This is a genomic window from Rhodanobacter sp. FDAARGOS 1247 (assembly GCF_016889805.1).
In the GTDB taxonomy this organism is placed as follows: Bacteria; Pseudomonadota; Gammaproteobacteria; order Xanthomonadales; family Rhodanobacteraceae; genus Rhodanobacter.
This window is the reverse complement of sequence record NZ_CP069535.1, coordinates 3374332-3390653: the sequence shown is the minus strand read 5'-3', so window position 1 is coordinate 3390653 and position 16322 is coordinate 3374332. Positions and strand designations below refer to the sequence as shown.

At 67.3% G+C, this 16322-nt stretch carries 12 protein-coding genes; 2 read left to right on the top strand and 10 right to left on the bottom strand.

Features of this window, described 5'->3' with window-relative positions; translation table 11 throughout:
* Positions 1 to 43 precede the first annotated feature (43 nt).
* Together I6J77_RS15380 and I6J77_RS15375 are read left to right on the top strand one after the other, a co-directional pair.
* Positions 44 to 430, top strand: coding sequence for a hypothetical protein (locus I6J77_RS15380; protein ID WP_204109690.1), 387 nt, complete (start codon positions 44 to 46; stop codon positions 428 to 430).
* Between the two features lie 322 nt (positions 431 to 752).
* Entirely contained in the window at positions 753 to 3416 is a 2664-nt protein-coding gene (locus I6J77_RS15375; protein WP_204109689.1) for a M9 family metallopeptidase, read from the top strand.
* A 201-nt stretch (positions 3417 to 3617) separates the two neighbouring features.
* Here the strand turns inward: I6J77_RS15375 and I6J77_RS15370 are convergent, their stop codons facing one another.
* The 10 genes from I6J77_RS15370 to I6J77_RS15325 form a co-directional block, all read right to left on the bottom strand.
* Positions 3618 to 5177 (bottom strand): FAD-dependent monooxygenase, encoded by a 1560-nt coding sequence (locus I6J77_RS15370; protein WP_204109688.1) that lies wholly within the window; start codon positions 5175 to 5177, stop codon positions 3618 to 3620.
* A gap of 292 nt (positions 5178 to 5469) precedes the next feature.
* A complete protein-coding gene (locus tag I6J77_RS15365) occupies positions 5470 to 7038 on the bottom strand; it encodes an APC family permease (protein ID WP_204109687.1) in 1569 nt (522 codons plus the stop codon).
* Positions 7039 to 7153: 115 nt separating this feature from the next.
* Entirely contained in the window at positions 7154 to 8908 is a 1755-nt protein-coding gene (locus I6J77_RS15360; RefSeq protein WP_204109686.1) for a DUF885 family protein, read from the bottom strand.
* 36 nt (positions 8909 to 8944) lie between these two features.
* Positions 8945 to 10162, bottom strand: a complete 1218-nt coding sequence (locus I6J77_RS15355; RefSeq protein WP_204109685.1) for a Xaa-Pro peptidase family protein — start codon at positions 10160 to 10162, stop codon at positions 8945 to 8947.
* Positions 10159 to 11760: an aldehyde dehydrogenase (NADP(+)) gene (locus I6J77_RS15350; protein WP_204109684.1), complete on the bottom strand. Its 1602-nt coding sequence runs from the start codon at positions 11758 to 11760 to the stop codon at positions 10159 to 10161. Before I6J77_RS15350 ends, I6J77_RS15355 begins: the two co-directional genes overlap by 4 nt.
* A 1-nt stretch (position 11761) precedes the next feature.
* Complete coding sequence (locus I6J77_RS15345; protein WP_204109683.1) at positions 11762 to 12667, bottom strand: dihydrodipicolinate synthase family protein; 906 nt, start codon at positions 12665 to 12667, stop codon at positions 11762 to 11764.
* Positions 12664 to 13968 carry an FAD/NAD(P)-binding oxidoreductase gene (locus tag I6J77_RS15340; protein ID WP_204109682.1) on the bottom strand — a complete coding sequence of 435 codons (1305 nt, stop codon included), beginning with the start codon at positions 13966 to 13968 and terminating at the stop codon, positions 12664 to 12666. Before I6J77_RS15340 ends, I6J77_RS15345 begins: the two co-directional genes overlap by 4 nt.
* Positions 13961 to 14206, bottom strand: a complete 246-nt coding sequence (locus tag I6J77_RS15335) for a 2Fe-2S iron-sulfur cluster-binding protein (protein ID WP_204109681.1) — start codon at positions 14204 to 14206, stop codon at positions 13961 to 13963. Before I6J77_RS15335 ends, I6J77_RS15340 begins: the two co-directional genes overlap by 8 nt.
* Positions 14203 to 15303, bottom strand: coding sequence for an FAD-binding oxidoreductase (locus I6J77_RS15330; protein ID WP_204109680.1), 1101 nt, complete (start codon positions 15301 to 15303; stop codon positions 14203 to 14205). The genes I6J77_RS15335 and I6J77_RS15330 overlap by 4 nt, the downstream gene beginning before the upstream one ends.
* Positions 15300 to 16241 carry a proline racemase family protein gene (locus tag I6J77_RS15325; RefSeq protein ID WP_204109679.1) on the bottom strand — a complete coding sequence of 314 codons (942 nt, stop codon included), beginning with the start codon at positions 16239 to 16241 and terminating at the stop codon, positions 15300 to 15302. Before I6J77_RS15325 ends, I6J77_RS15330 begins: the two co-directional genes overlap by 4 nt.
* Between the last annotated feature and the right edge of the window lie 81 nt (positions 16242 to 16322).

Genomic DNA, 16322 nt, shown 5'->3' with positions numbered 1-16322 from the left:
GATGACCCATAATGGCCGCAGGCATACGAACCGGGGGCGCGCAGTGCAGTACGACCAGTCGTGGATGGGATACGGAATCATCGGTGGCCTGCAGGCCGGCCTGATTTCCGCCGTGGCGGGATTCGTCCTGTTCCTGTTGTTCCACTGGCTGGGTCGGCGCAATGGCTGGAGTTACGGTCCGCAGATCGGCTGGTCGTTCCTGCTGGCCAGCGCACTGACCGTCAGCGGCGACCTGTGGAACCTGTTCTATTTCAATTACGGGCGGATGCAGTCGCTGCAACTGCTCAAGGTGAAGCTGGCCGAAGTACACGATCCGGACAGCATCGGCCTGCGCACCCTGTGCGAAGTGCTCGGCGTGGCCGTGGGCATCTACGTCGCCTGGGCGATCTGCAGCGGCGACTGGCGGCGTCGCTTCAGCCCGCGCAAGTAGTTCTGACCCTGCTCGTTCCAGGAAGTGCGAACGGAAGTGCGCCGCGTCACGTTTGCACACATGCGCGAGCGCCATCGACGGGTCGCGCAGCGGATTGTGCCGACTTCCATTGTGCCTGCCGCCAACATGATCTAGAACCCCTCTTTGTTCCACCCCTAGCATGACCACGACCCGCCGCTTCGTCGAACGCGCTGCAAAGCCGAACCGATGTCGCCGCGAGTCAGGCCACGGGGGGTCTTCAATGGAGGGGAACATGGACAATTACACGCGAAAGACACTCGCGCGATGCGTGAGTGCGGTTCTGTTGGCGCTTGGATGCAGCTTGCCGCTTTATGCGGCGCCGACAAAGGTTCAGAAGAAAACACCGGCGCCGACCGCCGCAGCACTGCGCACGACCGGACTGCAGCCAACGCTGCGGCACCACCAGCTGCGTCCACTCAAGCCGAACGAGCGCCCGCCACAATCGTCGTCGCGTGAGCACCTGTACACCGACTACGATCGTCCCGAACGCAACCAGTCGACCTCGTTGCGCAGGAGTCTGGCCGCGGCCACGGCCGCCTGTGACGTCAACGCCTTCGCGTCGGCCAGCGGCAGCACCCTGGTCACCCTGGTGCGCAATTCGTCGGTGGACGGTTGCATCAACACCTTGTTCGGCGTGACCGGTGCCAGCGCAGGCCAGGTGTTCAATCAGGCGAAGATGGTGACGATCGCCAATGCGCTGCAGTCGAACGCCGCCAGCTACGCGGGCAACAACAGTGCGGGCACCTTGCAGCTGATCCTGTTCCTGCGCGCGGGCTACTACGTGCAATACGGCGACCCCACGGATGTGGGCACCTACGGCACGCCGCTGAAGAATGCCATCCGCCCTGCGCTGGACGCGTTCGTGGCGAACTCGCATTTCCGCGACGTCAATGACGACCACGGCGCGGTACTGGCCGAGTTCGTCACCCTGATCGACAGCTCGGGTGAAAACGCCCACCAGATGAACACGGTGAAGGGTCTGCTCGATCGCTACAACGCGAGCTACCACTCGTACTGGTACATGATGTCGGCGGTGAACAACGTGTTCACCGTATTGTTCCGCGGTCACTACAACGCGGACTTCCAGGCGCTGGTGCAAAGCGATGCAAGCATCACCACCAGCCTGTCGGGCTTCGTGTCGCGCAATGCTGCCGAGGTAGGCACCGACAACGAGTACCTGCTCTCCAATGCCAGTCGCGAACTGGCTCGCTTCCTGCAGTACACCTCGCTGCAGCCCACGGTGAAGCCGCAGGTCAAGAGTATCCTTACGGCTTACAGCATGACCGGCGCGGGCGCGTCGATCTGGGTGGGCACGGCTGACGTGGCCGACTTCTACGATCATGCGGACTGCAGCTATTTCGGCATCTGCAACTTCCAGACCCAGCTGGCCCAGGTGGTGCTGCCGATCACCACCCAGTGCAGCCCGGACCTGCGCCTGCGCGCGCAGGCGTTGACTCCTGCGCAGGTGACGGAAACCTGCAACAAGGTGATCAACGAAGAGCAATACTTCCACGACCGGGTGAACGACGGCAACACGCCGGTGGCGAACGACCACAACACCATGCTGGAACTTGTGATCTTCCACTCGAGCACGGACTACCAGACGTACTCGGGCGTGATCTTCGGCAACGACACCAACAACGGCGGCATGTACCTGGAAGGCGACCCGTCCGATCCGGCCAACCAGCCGCGCTTCGTGGCGTATGAAGCCGAATGGATGCGGCCGACCTTCGAGGTGTGGAACCTCACCCACGAATACGTGCATTACCTGGACGGCCGTTTCGACATGTACGGTGATTTCAACGCCGCGATGAGCGTGCCGAGCGTCTGGTGGGTGGAAGGTCTGGCCGAGTACGTGTCGTACAGCTATCGCGGCATTCCGTATCCGGAAGCGATCGCCGACGCGGGCACCAAGCAATTCCCGCTGAGTACCGTTTACGATAACGACTACAACAGCGGCGAAGAGCGCGTCTATCGCTGGGGCTACCTCGGCGTGCGCTACATGTTCGAGAAGCAGCCGCAGCAGGTCGGGCAGATCCTGGGCTACTTCCGTCCGGGCAACTACACCGGCTACGCCAGCTACCTGCAGTCGATCCACAACACCCATGACAGTGACTGGAACACGTGGCTGGGTTGCCTGAACGCGAACCAGGGCGACACCTCCACCTGCGGCGGCACCACCACGCCGCCTCCCAGCACGCCGCCGCCGACGGACCCGCCGCCCACCGACCCGCCGCCGACCACGCCGCCGTCCAACCTGCCGGAATGCCCGGGATCATCGGGCCAGCTCGCCGATGGTTGCCAGGTCAGCAACGTGCAGGCCTCGCGTGCCGGTGACAGTCAGTACTTCTACATCTACCTGCCGGCCAATACGCCATCGCTGACGATCAATACCGTCGGTGGCAGCGGCAATGCAGACCTGTACCTCAGCGCACGTGGCTGGCCCAGCACCACCGACTACGACAAGCGCTCGACCGGCAGCAGCAATACCGAGAGCGTCAGTGTCACGCCGCCATCGGCTGCGGGTTACTACTATGTCGCGGTCGTTGCCACGGCGCCGTATTCCGGCGTGGCGGTCAGTGCATCGTTGGGTGGCGGGTCCACCACGCCGCCACCAGCCACCTGGCCGGAATGCACCGGGGATGCCGGTATGCTTGCCAGCGGTTGCCAGCACAGCAACGTGCAGGCCACCCGCGTGGGTGACACCGAGTACTTCTACATCCTGGTGCCGAATGGCACGACCGGCCTGCATGTGGAAACCACGGGAGGCACGGGCAATGCCGATCTTTATGTCAGCCGCCGCGGCTGGCCGTCGGCAACCGACTACGACCAGGTGTCGGCGCATAGCGGCAACAGCGAATCGATTGACATCGCGCAACCCAGCGGCAACACGTATTACTACGTTGCCGTGACGGCTGCCGCGCCTTACTCCGGCGTGGCGGTGAAGGCCAGGCTGACTCCATGAAGTGCCGCATCCCGGCGGCAGGCAAGCCACGCGTGGTTGCCTGCCGCCGGGATGATCGATTGAAATGCAACGAATCATCCGAACCCTCGCGATCGTCGATCGCGAGGGTTCGTCGTTTCCGGAGATGTGGTTGCGCATCGCTTGAGGCGCGGCCGCCGGAACCGTTCCGGCGGGAATCACACCGGATCAGACAGCTATCGATTAGGCGGATTCACCCGCATCCCCAGGCTCGCCAAACCATCGCGACAAGGCCTGGGCAATCTCCCTGTCGTCAGGAACGACCTCACTCGCCCACGCGACGAACCCGTCAGGGCGAACAAGTACCGCGCGCAAATCCAGCCGATCCCTGACGTCGCCTGCGACATGGCTAACCCGGCCTTGCCATCGGCCTGCAAGCGCCTGAAGCGATGCGCCAGCATCGAAGTCCAGCAAGAGGCCTTTGCCCTCGCGAAGAAGGCTGCCGACCTTCGTTCCGTCGAGCCGTTCGAAATCTGGAACGCTGCGGCCCACCAAGGGATGACTGCCGCCAAGATCGTAGCGAAGCGAAACACCCCACACGCGCTCGGCGAAATACGTCGCGCCATCGCGGGTCGCGATGAGATCGCGGATGATGGCTTCCAGCGCGCGCGTGCTCGGGGTGGGCCGCATGAGTGCGACTTGCGCGCGTGACCAGTCGAGCACGCGCGCTCCCACCGGATGCCGCTCCAGCTGGTAGCTGTCGAGCAGGTCGGCCGGCGCGTCGCCATGGATCGTGGATGCCAGCTTCCAACCCAGGTTCAGCGCGTCGCCGAGCCCGAGATTGAGCCCTTGACCGCCCAGGGGCGAATGAAAGTGCGCGGCATCGCCCGCGAGCAATACCCGCCCCTGGCGATACGCGCTTGCCTGGCAGGCGCGATCCGTCCAGGTGGTGGCGAGCCGAAGCTTTGTCAAAGTGACCTGCGTGCCGGACACGCGCCGCAAGACCGCCTGCACATGCTCCCGCGTGATCGGCTGGACCCGGTGGAAGGCTCCGCCGTCGAATGCAACCATCGCGATGGTGCCGGGCCGCGCATGGGTGTACATGCCGGTCGGCGTGTAGTGCCGGCCGGGCGGAAGCGCGTCCGGGTCGGCCATCTCGACGTCGACGGAATAGCCGGTGCACTCGGGATCGGTGCCGACGAAATCGAAGCCGCCGGCCTTGCGCACGGCACTTCGGCCACCATCGCAACCGACCAGCCAGCGCCCGCGAAACGTCTCCCCGCCGGCGTGAACGGCCACCTCCTCGTCCGACGCGTGAAAGGCGTCGACGCTGAAGCCGCGCCGAATGTCGGCGCCCATCGCGCTGGCCCGCCTGGCCAGGACGGTTTCGAGCGTCTCCAAAGCGACGGCCATGCTGGTGTCGGCCGGGCTGGGCAGGCGATAAGGCCACTTCGAGCTGTCGATGTCGTCGTGATAGAACTGGATGCCGGCAAAATGGCCGGCTGGCCGACGCGACTGTTCCTTTCCGTGTGCCGATGTCGCCGTATCGCCTGCGGCATCATTCGCACGCTGCGCCGCGACGACCTCGTCCAGCAAGCCACGACGGTAGAGGGCTTCCAGGGTGGCCGCCGAAAGGCCGCGCATCCCGAATGGAAGGCGCTTCAAGGGAGAGTGGGGATCTTCGGATCGCTCCAGCACCAGAATCGACAGGTTCAACAGGCGCAGCTCGCAGGCGAGGAACAGGCCGACGGGGCCGCCGCCGGCAATGACGACGTCATGGATATCCGGGTGATGCTTGTGCATGAACTGCTCCTGGGTCGATGTTCGACCGGAGCGTTCTTCGACAATGAGAACCCTGCGGACGAACGTTTGGACGCCTGGATGGCGCCACCTGTTCGTCGCGGGGATCTTGTGCACGAAGCCAAAGACCAGAGCTTTCGTTACCGAAAGGACTTGGGCTTACCAAACCAAGTCTGCCTTTTCCGACACGGCATCTTGTCATTTCGATGAGCGGGCGGCAACAAGTGGCGACTGGCAAGGCCACGGCGTTCATGGCGGACGCGAGACTGCCGACAGCGCATCATGTGCCGGACGCTCAGTCGTCATCGCTGCCCAGGTCAAGCAAATGGGCCGGCAGTCCGCTGCGGGCGCCCCAGCGGTAGATGAGCAGCGCCACGACGGCGGTGGCCAGCGAGTCCCAGGGATGGCCGAGGACGCCGCGGCCACCGAAAGTGCCCAGGCAGGACAACGCGATGATCAGCGCGTAGTAGACGATCAGCCACCACGACGAAGACACGTCCTGGCGAAACCTGGAACGATCTTCGGGCGATGGCCGCCTGCACAGGACATAGACCACGAACAGCACGATCTGCAGGCCCAGCAGCCATGACACGGTCTGCCAGCCCGACCAGTACACGATCAAGGTGGCCACCACGAAAGAGAGCGGGCCGAGCAGGCCGAAGCCGCGCACCTTGAATGGCCGTGGCAGTTCCGGCGCGGTGCGGCGCAGCGCCGCCACGGTGATCGGCGCCACCGCATAGCTCAGCACCAGGGCGGCCGACACCACGCTGATCAGGGCTTCCCACGAGGGGAACGGCAAGGTCCAGAACACCGACAGTGCAAAGCTCAGCCACAGCGCGGGGCGCGGGATGCCGGAGTCGGCATCGACGCGCGCGAACAGCTTGAAGAACGAGCCACTGCGTGCCCAGCCGTAGACCACGCGAGGCGTGGTGTTCATGTAGATGTTGCCGGTGCCGCTGGGCGAGATCGCCGCATCGCATACCACCAGCGCAGCCAGCCAGCCGATGCCCAGGGTGATGGCGATATCGTGGTAGGGCAGCGAGAACATCGCACCGATCCCGCCCCAGCCCTGCGCCAGCATGTGCGTGGGGATGCTGCCCAGAAAGGCCACCTGCAGCAGCAGGTAAATCGCCGTGGAAAGGAGCACCGAGAGGATCAGCGCGATCGGGATCGTGCGCTGCGGGTCGCGCACCTCGCTGGCCACCGAGATGATCGGGGTCAGTCCCAGGTAGGCGAAGATGATGCCGCCAGCGGAGACCGCTCCCTCCACGCCACTGAAGCCGTAAGGCGCAAAACCGTGCAGGCTCATGTTCTGTGGCTGGAAATGGGACAGCAGCACCACGATGACCAGCAGGGGCACCAGGAACTTGAAGATGCTGACGAGGTTGTTGGCCCGGGCAAAGGTCTTCACGCTGAAATAGTTGAGCGCAAAGAACAGCGTCAGCAGCGCCAGCTGCACCAGCCAGCCCAGCAGGGTGGGGGCGCCGCTTGCGTCCCGATTCAAGGCGGGAAACCAAGCGGCCGCATATTGGCGGCAGGCCACGGTCTCGATGGCGATGAGGCTGGAAAACGCGATCAGGGTGATGAAGCCCATCAGCGAACCCAGCAACCGGCCGTGCGAGTATTCCGGATAGCGCACCACGCCGCCGGCACGCGGCAACGCCGCACCCAGCTCGCAGTACACCAGGCCCAGCAGCAGCACCGCCGCACCGCCGATCAGCCAGGACAATATCCCGGCCGGTCCGGCGATGGCCGAGACATGGCTGGCCGCGAACAACCAGCCTGAGCCGAAGATGGCACCCAGGCCGATAAAGGTCAGGTCGGTGAGGCTGAGCTGTCGATGAAACTTTCCGGTCGAGGACATGGGGCGTGATCCGGCAACGGCTTGGAGGGGGCCTGCGCCCGCAACGCACGGGTACAGGGAAGTGAGTGCGGGCGTGGGCGCTGCGTTGGCCTGCGGCCGCGCAGCACCGCGGTGGTCAGGGCGACTTGCAGGGCTTTTCGTCGGCGTAGGGCGACTTGCCGCCTTCGGCGATGAAATGGTCGACCTGCTGCTGCAACACCGGCAGCGGCACCGAACCGAGCGCCAGGACGGTGTCGTGGAAGGCGCGCAGGTTGAAGCGCTCGCCCAGCGCCTTTTCGGCGCGCGCACGTGCTTCCACGATGGTCATTTCGCCAAGGTAGTAAGCCAGCGCCTGGCCCGGCCACGCGATGTAGCGATCCACTTCTGTTTCGATCTCGTGTTCGCCCAGCGCGGTGTACTCGCGCAGGTAGTCGAGTGCCTGTTCGCGACTCCATTGCAGATGGTGGATGCCGGTATCGACCACCAGCCGGCAGGCGCGCCACATCTGGTAGCCGAGGTAGCCGAAGCGCTCCCAGGGCGTGTCGTACAAACCCATTTCCACGCCGAGCCGTTCCGAGTACAGCGCCCAGCCTTCGGTATAGGCGGAGAGGTGGTTGCTGCGGCGGAATGCCGGCAAATCCTCCTGCTCGGCCGCCAGCGGCATCTGCAGGGCATGGCCGGGAGAGGATTCGTGCAGGGTCAGTGCGGTGAGGGCATACAGCGGGCGCGAGGGCAGGTCGCCGGTGTTGACCATGTAGTAGCCGGCGCCCCCGCGGCCGCCGGTATAGAACGGCGCCAGATCCGCCGGCACCGGCTCGATCACGAAGCGCAGGCGTGGCAGCCGGCCGATGTACTGGCCGATTTTTCCATTGACCCGGTTGGCGATCCAGGCGGCCTGCCTGAGCAGTTCGTCGGCGCTCTTCGGGTAGAACTTCGGATCGGTGCGCAGGTCATGCAGGAACCCGGCGAAGCTCCCCTGGAAGCCGGTCTCGCGGATGGCCTGTTTCATCTCCGCGTGCAGGCGTGCCACCTCGCGCAGACCCAGCGCATGGATCGCATCGGGGCTCATGTCCAGCGTGGTGAACTTGCGGACCTGCGCGCGGTAGAACGCCTCGCCGTCCGGCATCGCCTCGGCGGCGAGGCTGTCGCGCGCCTGCTTCATGTACACGTTGCGCATGAAGTCGAGCAGCCGCGCGTGGGCCGGGGCCACGGCATCATGGATGGCCGCCAGGCCGGCGGCGCGCAGGCGCGGCTGTTCGTCCGCCGGCATGTTTGCGGGCATCTGCCGGAACGGCGTGTAGAACAGGCTGTCCACGCCGCGTGCATCGACCACCGCGGCGATCGCCTGATCGCGTCCGGCCAGGGCCACCCGCGGCACGCTGAAGCCGCGCGCAAGGCCGGCGCGCATGTTCGCGATCTGCTCGTCGAAGTAGCGTGGGATGTCGCGCAGCAGTCCGATGTAGCGGCGGTAGTCGGCGACGTTGCGCAGCGGCCGACGCGCGGTGAAGCCGAGGTTGGCCCAGAACGAGGTGTCGCTGTTGAACGGCATCTGCCAGGTGCGGAAGTGCTGGTCGGCCAGCAGGGTTTCGACCTGGTTGCGGTAGACCAGGTAACTGACCTGCTCGTCGCGGTGCAATGCATCGACGGGGATGGCGTCGAGCTGGTTCAGCACATCGGTCCAACAGCGTTCGCGCAGGGACTGGGTGGCGGCGTCGACGCGCGGCAGGTGATCGGCCAGTTGCGCCTGGACGTCTTCTTCGTCGGCGCCGGCGAACTGGGCCTGCCGCCACGTCCATTCCTGAGAGGAGAGCGCGCGGAAGCGTCCGGCGTGATCGTCGCTCGCCGCCGTGGCGATGGAGGCGATGCCGGGGCGGTCGGTCAAGTCGGTCATGGCGGCGCTCCGATGGCGTGGATCAGGGCATGCCGGTCAGGCAAACGGCTGGTCGATGGCGGGCGACGGTTCGGTGAACCAGGCGGCGCCGTCGGCGGTGACGTGGAAATGGTCTTCCAGGCGGATGCCGAAGCGGTCGGGCAGCACGATCATCGGTTCGTTGCTGCAGCACATGCCCGGCTCCAGCGCGGTGGTGTCGCCGCGCACCAGGTAGGGCGTCTCGTGGATGCTCAGGCCGCAGCCGTGGCCGGTGCGGTGGGGAATGCCGGGCAGGCGGTAGTCTGGCCCCAGGCCGGCACGCTCCACCACCGCGCGTGCGGCAGCGTCCACGGCCTCGCACGGCACGCCGGGGTGCACCGCTTCGAACGCGGCGCGTTGCGCGGCGTGTTCCAGTTCCCAGATGCGCGCCTGCTCCGCGTTCGGACGTCCGAACATGTAGCAGCGCGTGATGTCGGAGTTGTAACCCTGCACCGAGCAGCCGGTGTCGATCAGCACCAACTCATCCGCGGCCAGCCGCTGTTCGCCGGGAATGCCGTGCGGATAGGCGGTGGCCTGGCCGAACTGCACGATGCAGAAGGTGGAGCCGTTGTCGGCGCCCAGCGCGCGGTGGGCGTCGTCGATGAAGCGCACCAGTGCATGGTTGCTGATGCCTTCGTGCAGCACGCCTGCCGCCAGTCGCTGCACCTGCAGCGTCATCGCGGTGGCTTGCTGCATGAGGGCCAGCTCGGCGCTCGACTTGCGCATGCGGCAGCCGTCGATGATCGGGCTGGCATCGATCAGGCGACGTTCGTCCAGCGCATCGACCAGGCGCGTGGCCACGACGTAGGCTGCCGCGGGATCGAGTGCGAGCGTGCTGGCGCGTCGGTTCTGCATCGCCTGCACCACGAGTGCGTACGGGCTTTCGTGTTCTTCCCAGGTGCGGACGTCGGCACTGCTGCGCAACACGCGATCCAGCGAGCCGGTCTCGAACGCGGGGCAGATCATGATCGGTCCGCCCTGGGCGGTGATCAGCAAGGCCACCAGCCGCTCGCTGGCGCCCCAGCTGACGCCGGTGAAGTAGCGCAGCGATGCGCCGGCGGTGACCAGCAGGGCATCGACCCCGAGTTCGCGCATCAGCACGCGCGCACGGTGCTGACGCTGGCCGTATTCGTAGCCGCTGATCGGCGCCGCGACGGCAGGCCAGCGCTGCAGCCCGGCGCGCACGGTGGCCATGTCCAGGCCACCGATCTGGCGGCTGCTGTCGTGTGGGGTCATGGCCCGTTTTCTCCGCGGGGGGCGAGATCATCGTCGCGCCAATGGCCGTCGACCAGGCGGGCTAGCTTGCCGGGGTTGCGGTCGCGCAGTTCGTCGGGCAACAAGCTGTCGGTCACGTGGTCGTAGCAGTGCAGCGCGGCGAAGCGGCGGATCGCCGCCGGCATGCCGACGGCGGTGAAGCCGGCGTGGCTGGTGCTGGGGTAGGGGCCGCCGTGGTTCATCGCCGGGCTGACCGCGACGCCGGTGGGCATGCGATTCATGATCAGTCGACCGACCCGCGGGCGCAGTATCCGCGCCAGTGACGCCAGCAAGGTGTCGTCACTGCCATCGCTGGCGGCATGGAAGGTGCCGGTGAGGTTGCCTTCGAAGCTTGCCGCGATGGCCAGCATGTCGTCGGCGTCACGCGGGCGCACCAGCAGGCTGGTCGGCCCGAAAGCCTCGCGTTGCAGTTCGCGCGGGTGCTTGAGAAACGCGCGCGCGCCGACCTGCAGCAGGGTGGGCCGATAGCGAAAGCCCGGCCCGGCCGACGTGCCGCCGACGAGGCATGTCGCGCCCCAGCCGCAGAGCGCAGCCACCGAGGCCTCCAGCTGTTCCAGCACGCCGCGGCCGAACAGCACGCCGGGCGGCGCCGCGGCAAACAGCGGCAGGGTGGCACTGACAAAGGCGTCGCCTGCGGCGTCTTCCGGCACCACCAGCAAACCGGGATTGGTGCAGAACTGTCCGGCGCCCATCGTGCAGGAGGCGAAGAACTCCTGCGCCAGCAGTTCACCGCGCTCGGCCAGCGCGCCCGGCAGCATGAAGACCGGATTGACGCTGGACATCTCCATGTAGGCCGGAATGCCGGCGCGATCTGCCGCCGCCTTGAGCGCCATGCCGGCGTGGCGACTGCCGGTGAAGCCGATCGCGCCTAGGCGCGCGTCACCGGCCAGTCGCAGGCCAAGCTCGGCATCGAACTGATACAGCAACTGCACGGTGGCGAGCGGCAGGCCGACCTGGCGCAAGGCGCCGTGCGCCAGCTCAGCGAGCCGCCGGCTGGTGGCCGGGTGCGAGGGATGTGCCTTGGCGATCACCGGATTGCGTGCGGCGATGGCCGAGGCGAAGTCGCTGCCGGCGACCGCGTTGAACGCGAACGGGAAATTGTTCGGCCCGAAGATCAGCACGGGTTTGTGCAGCGGGGCGTAGTGGGAACGCAGGCCGCCGGCGGTATCGATCACGGGATGCGTCCAGCTGTGCTCGCGCGCTGCCTGCGCCGCCATGCGCAACTGCCGTGTGGTGCGCGGCAGCTCCACCGCCGTCAGCCGGGTTTCGGCGGGCAAGGCGGTTTCCGCATGGGCCAGCGCCACCAAGCTGGCTGCATCGTCCTCGATGGCCTGGGCGTACGCATCGAGGAAGTCGGCGATGCGGGCAGCGGGCGTCGCGGCGAGCTCTGCGGCCGCCGCGCAGGCGCTGCCCAGCGCCGCTTCGATCTCGTCGGCGCTGTTGACGGGAAAGGCTGGCCCGATGGTTTCGCCGGTGGCCGGGTCCACCGCGCGAAACGACTTCGCCGGGGACGCGGGTGCGCGCCAGCGGCCACCGACCAGCGAGGCCTGGACGTCCATCTCAAGGCTCCGGGTGGGTGGCGATGGCGTGCTTGATCACGCGCATCGCGCCTTCGCGCTCGGCGCCTTCGAGCACCAGTCGCGGTGCGCGCACGCGCTCGCTGCCCAATCCCACTACCTGCTGCACCAGCTTGATCAGCTGCACAAACTTCGGCACGGTGTCGAGCCGCAACAGCGGCAGGAACCACGCGTACAGCTCGGCGGCAGCGGCGGAGCCGCCTTCGCGGGCCAGCTCGAACAGGCGCACCGATTCCTTCGGGTACGCGTTGACCAGCCCGGCGATCCAGCCGGTGGCACCCATGCAGACGCCTTCGACCAGCGCGTCGTCCATGCCGACCAGCAGCTGCAGCCGGTCACCCAGCAGCGACTTCAGCGCAGCGAAACGGCGGATCTCGCCGGACGATTCCTTCACCGCCTGCACATTCGGGTGCTCGGCGGCCAGCGCGGCGATCTGTTCGGGCGAGAAGTCGGTCTTGTACGCCACCGGATTGTTGTAAAGCATGCACGGCAGATCGGTGGCCTCGATCACCGCCGATACGTAGGCGCTCATTTCGCGCCAGTCGGAGGAGTACACATACGGCGGCAGCACCATCAGCGCCGCGCAGCCGGCCAGCTTGGCCTCGCGCGCCAGTCGCACCCCCTCGTCGGTGGACAGCGCCGCAATGCCGGGAATCACCGGCGCGCGGTCGCCCACGGCGGCGACCAGGGTGCGCATGATCGCCACCTTTTCGTCGAAACTCAGTGTCGCCGCCTCGCCCAGCGAGCCCAGCGGGACCACGCCGGTGCAGCCGGCGTCGAGCAGCTTGCCGGCATGGAGGGCGAGGAAGTCGTGGTCCACCGTGCCGTCAGCGTTGAATGGCGTGGTGATGGCGGGAATGACGCCTTGCCAGAGTGCGTGCGTGGTCATGCGTGATGGTCTCCAGAGTCGTGCGAAAGAAAGGCGGGAATGGCGCTGGTGGCCAGCGTGGCCAGTCGGGCGGGGAAAATCGGTGGGCGGCCGTCGCCGCGCGGGAAGCGGCCGAGCTCGGCCAGCGCGCTGCCGCAGATGCGTCCCTGGCAGGCGCCCATGCCGCAGCGCGTGGCCAGTCGGGCAGCGCGTGAGTCGACAAAGTGCTCGAGTGCGCCAAGGGTGACGTCTTCACAGCGACAGACGATGGTGCCGGCGTCGGCCAGCGCGTGAAGTTGGGGATCAAGCGCAAAATGCCGTGCCAGCACGTCGGCGAAGCGGCGTGCGCGTCGGCGTTGGCCGAGCAGAGCGGCGGCCGCCGTGTGGGCGCCGGCCGCCATGTGGCCGGCGATACCCCCTTCGATGCGTGCTGCGGCAAGTCCGGCGATGCCGCAGGTCTCACCGGCGGCATACACGTTCGTCACGCTGGTGCGCAGCAGGTCGTCCACCTGTGTGGCGGCGTGCGCGCCATGCCGGTCGAGCGTGCAGCCCAGCATGCCGGGCAATTCCACATTGGGCACCAGTCCATGGCCGATGGCCAGCACGTCGCACTCGATGCGGGAGCTACCGCGCGGCGTGCAGATATCCACGGCGCTCAATCTGCCATCGCCGTGGGCACGGCTGACGAACGAGCCGAAGTGATACGGAATGCCGCGCAGGGTGGCGCGCAGCTGCAGCGCTTGCACCATGCGTGAGGGCCAGCGCCACAACTGCAGTGCGAACGTACACATCGCGGCGGCGGCAGCCTGCTCGTGGATGCCGAGCACCTGTGCGCCGTGGCGATGCAAGGTGGCGGCTGCCGCCAGCAACAGCGGGCCGCTGCCGGCAACCAGCACGCGCTTTCCCTGTACTGGCCAGGCTTGCTTGGCCAACGCCTGCAGTCCGCCGGCGCCGGTCACGCCGGGCAGGGTCCAGCCCGGAAACGGCAGCAGCAGTTCGCGCGCGCCGGTGGCGATCACCAGGCTGCCGAACGAAAGCTCGACCGCCCTACGTGGCGTCTCGACCAGCAAGCTGTACGGGTCGGCGCCGATGACCTGGTGCTGGGCCAGCCAGCTGACCGATGGTTGAGCCGCGAGCCGGGTCATCGCGCGGTGCGCGGCAACTGGCGCATCGTGCAGCGCATCGTGCCGCCACACCTGTCCGCCCTGGCGCGGTTGTGCGTCAAGCAGTCCCACGCGCGCGCCGTGGCCGGCAGCCGCTTGTGCGGCCGCCAGGCCGGCCGGCCCGGCACCGACCACCAGCACGTCGTAATGCTCAGTCATCGGTGCGTACCTGCATGCCCTCGCGCACCGGTGTCATGCATGCACGAACGTGCATCACGTCGTTGATCCGCACGCGACACTCGAAGCACACGCCCATGCCGCACAGCGCCGCGCGCGGTTGACCGGTGACCGAACGGCGGAAACATGCCGGTGCGGCCAGTGCGATCGCCGCGGCGACGCTGGCATCGGCCGGTACGCTGACGGCCCGGCCGTTGACCAGCACGCGCACCGTCTTCATGCCAGCGCCCGCGTCGGCGCGTAAGGCGCCGGGTCGATTGCCGGTGTGTGGCCGAGCAGCAGGTCGATCAGCAGACGGGCACTGCCCAGGGCGGTGGTCACGCCGAGTCCCTCGTGACCGGCGGCCACCCACAAGTCGGGGTGGTCGGCAACGGCGCCAAGGTACGGACGTCCATCCGGCGTGGCGGGACGCAGGCCGGTCCACGCGCGCAGGCCCTGCAGTTGCTGCAGCACGGGCAGGAACTGGAACGCGCGGCGCAGCATCCGCTGCAACATCGCCGGCGAGACAGCCCGGTCTTCCACGTCGAACTCGCGTGAGGAACCGATCAGGATCTGGCCGGTCGGGCGCGGCTGCACGTTGAACGCGACGCTGCTGTCGGCGGTGCCGTGGGCGCTGTCGGCGTAGCCCAGTTCCAGCACCTGGTGGCGCAGCACGCCGGGATAGCGCTCGGTGATCAGCAGATGTCCCTTGCGCGGACGCATCGGCAATTGCGGCAGCAGGCGCGGCAGTGCGCCGCCGGTGGCCAGCAACAGGGGGCCGGACAGCAGGCTGCCATCATCGAGCGAGGCCGAGGCACGGCCCAGTCGTCGCACGAAACGTCCGGCGTACAGGCGGGCGCCGCGCTGCTGCGCACATTGCACCAGATGCTGTGCCACCCGCGGCGGATAGACCACGGCCTCGTCGGCCACCAGCATGCCGCCGGCCAGCCCTGGCGCCAGCGCGGGTTCAAGTTGGTACAGGGTTTGCGCGTCGACGGCGTGCGCGGTGCCGCCGGAGGCGCTCAGCCGCGCGATGCGTGGCGCGATGCTGGCCAGTTCGCTGTCGTTGCGCGCCACCCACAAGGTGCCGCAGCGGCTGAACTCGGCCGCGGCCAGCCCGGCGTAGGTTTCCCAGCGCCGCAGGGAATAGCGCGCCAGCGCCAACTCGGCGGGATCGTCGTCCATCGCCACCAGGTGCCCCATCGAGCAGGCGGTGGCACCACCGCCGATCGGACCGGGTTCGACGATGGCGACGCGCAAGCCGGCCACGCTTGCCTCATGTGCACAGCTGGCACCGATGATGCCGGCACCCACCACGATGAGGTCGTAACTGCTCACAAGGCGCCGCTGCCCCAGGCGAAGGCGTCGTCGTCGTCGATCAGCAACACGCCCTGGCCGGTGACGTAGGCGCTGCCGCTGATGCGCGGCAACACACCACGCCCGCCCGGGCGGTAGCAGGCCTCGAACACGCTGCCAAGGATACTTTCCTGGCGCCACAGCGCGCCGGGTGCGAGCTTGCCGTCGGCGGCGAGGCAGGCCAGCTTGGCGCTGGTGCCGGTGCCGCAGGGCGAGCGGTCGTAGGCCAAGCCGGGACACAGCACGAAGTTGCGCGCATCGGTGTCGATGGCGGCGGTGTGGGCGTTGATCTCGATGTGATCGATCGCCGCGCCGTCGGCACCGGTGATGCCTTCGGCTTCCAGCGCCTGGCGGATCGCCTCGGTATAGGCGCCAAGCTCGCGCTGGTGGCGGATCTCCAGTGGCAATGGCACATCACTGGTGATGAAGAACCAGTTGCCACCCCAGGCGATGTCGCCGCGCACCGTGCCGTGGCCGGGCACGCTGACCTGCACGTCGGCCGCATGCCGATAGCTCTCGACATTGTCGATCGAGATGCGGCCGTCCGCGTACAACTCCACGCCGACGGTGCCCACCGGTGTATCCAGCGCGTGGCGGCCGGGGCCGATCTGTCCCATGTGCATCAGGGTGCGGATCACGCCGATGCTGCCGTGCCCGCACATGCCGAGGTAGCCGACATTGTTGAAGAAGATCACCCCCGTGCACGAACCGGGGTTCACCGCCGGGCGCAGCAGGGCGCCGACCATGGTGTGGGAGCCGCGCGGTTCGCAGGTGATCGCGCTGCGCCAATGGTCGTGTTCCTGCTGGAAGCGCTGGCGTTGTTCGGCGAGCGAGCCGGCGCCGAGATCGGGCATGCCGCCGATGACGACGCGGGTGGGCTCGCCGCCGGTGTGGGAGTCGATGATGTGGATGGTGTGCATTCGGCCATGGTCGTGGCGGATGGCCGGAGGCGTCTAGGCGGGCCTGTCAAGGTTCCATGCGGAATTGAGCACAACACATCC

Coding starts and splice junctions, on each gene's coding strand:
- I6J77_RS15365 (WP_204109687.1), bottom strand. CDS start 7,038: ATGTCCTCGACCGGAAAGTTTCATCGACAGCTCAGCCTCACCGACCTG.
- I6J77_RS15345 (WP_204109683.1), bottom strand. CDS start 12,667: ATGACCACGCACGCACTCTGGCAAGGCGTCATTCCCGCCATCACCACG.
- I6J77_RS15360 (WP_204109686.1), bottom strand. CDS start 8,908: ATGACCGACTTGACCGACCGCCCCGGCATCGCCTCCATCGCCACGGCG.
- I6J77_RS15335 (WP_204109681.1), bottom strand. CDS start 14,206: ATGAAGACGGTGCGCGTGCTGGTCAACGGCCGGGCCGTCAGCGTACCG.
- I6J77_RS15355 (WP_204109685.1), bottom strand. CDS start 10,162: ATGACCCCACACGACAGCAGCCGCCAGATCGGTGGCCTGGACATGGCC.
- I6J77_RS15350 (WP_204109684.1), bottom strand. CDS start 11,760: ATGGACGTCCAGGCCTCGCTGGTCGGTGGCCGCTGGCGCGCACCCGCG.
- I6J77_RS15325 (WP_204109679.1), bottom strand. CDS start 16,241: ATGCACACCATCCACATCATCGACTCCCACACCGGCGGCGAGCCCACC.
- I6J77_RS15370 (WP_204109688.1), bottom strand. CDS start 5,177: ATGCACAAGCATCACCCGGATATCCATGACGTCGTCATTGCCGGCGGC.
- I6J77_RS15340 (WP_204109682.1), bottom strand. CDS start 13,968: ATGACTGAGCATTACGACGTGCTGGTGGTCGGTGCCGGGCCGGCCGGC.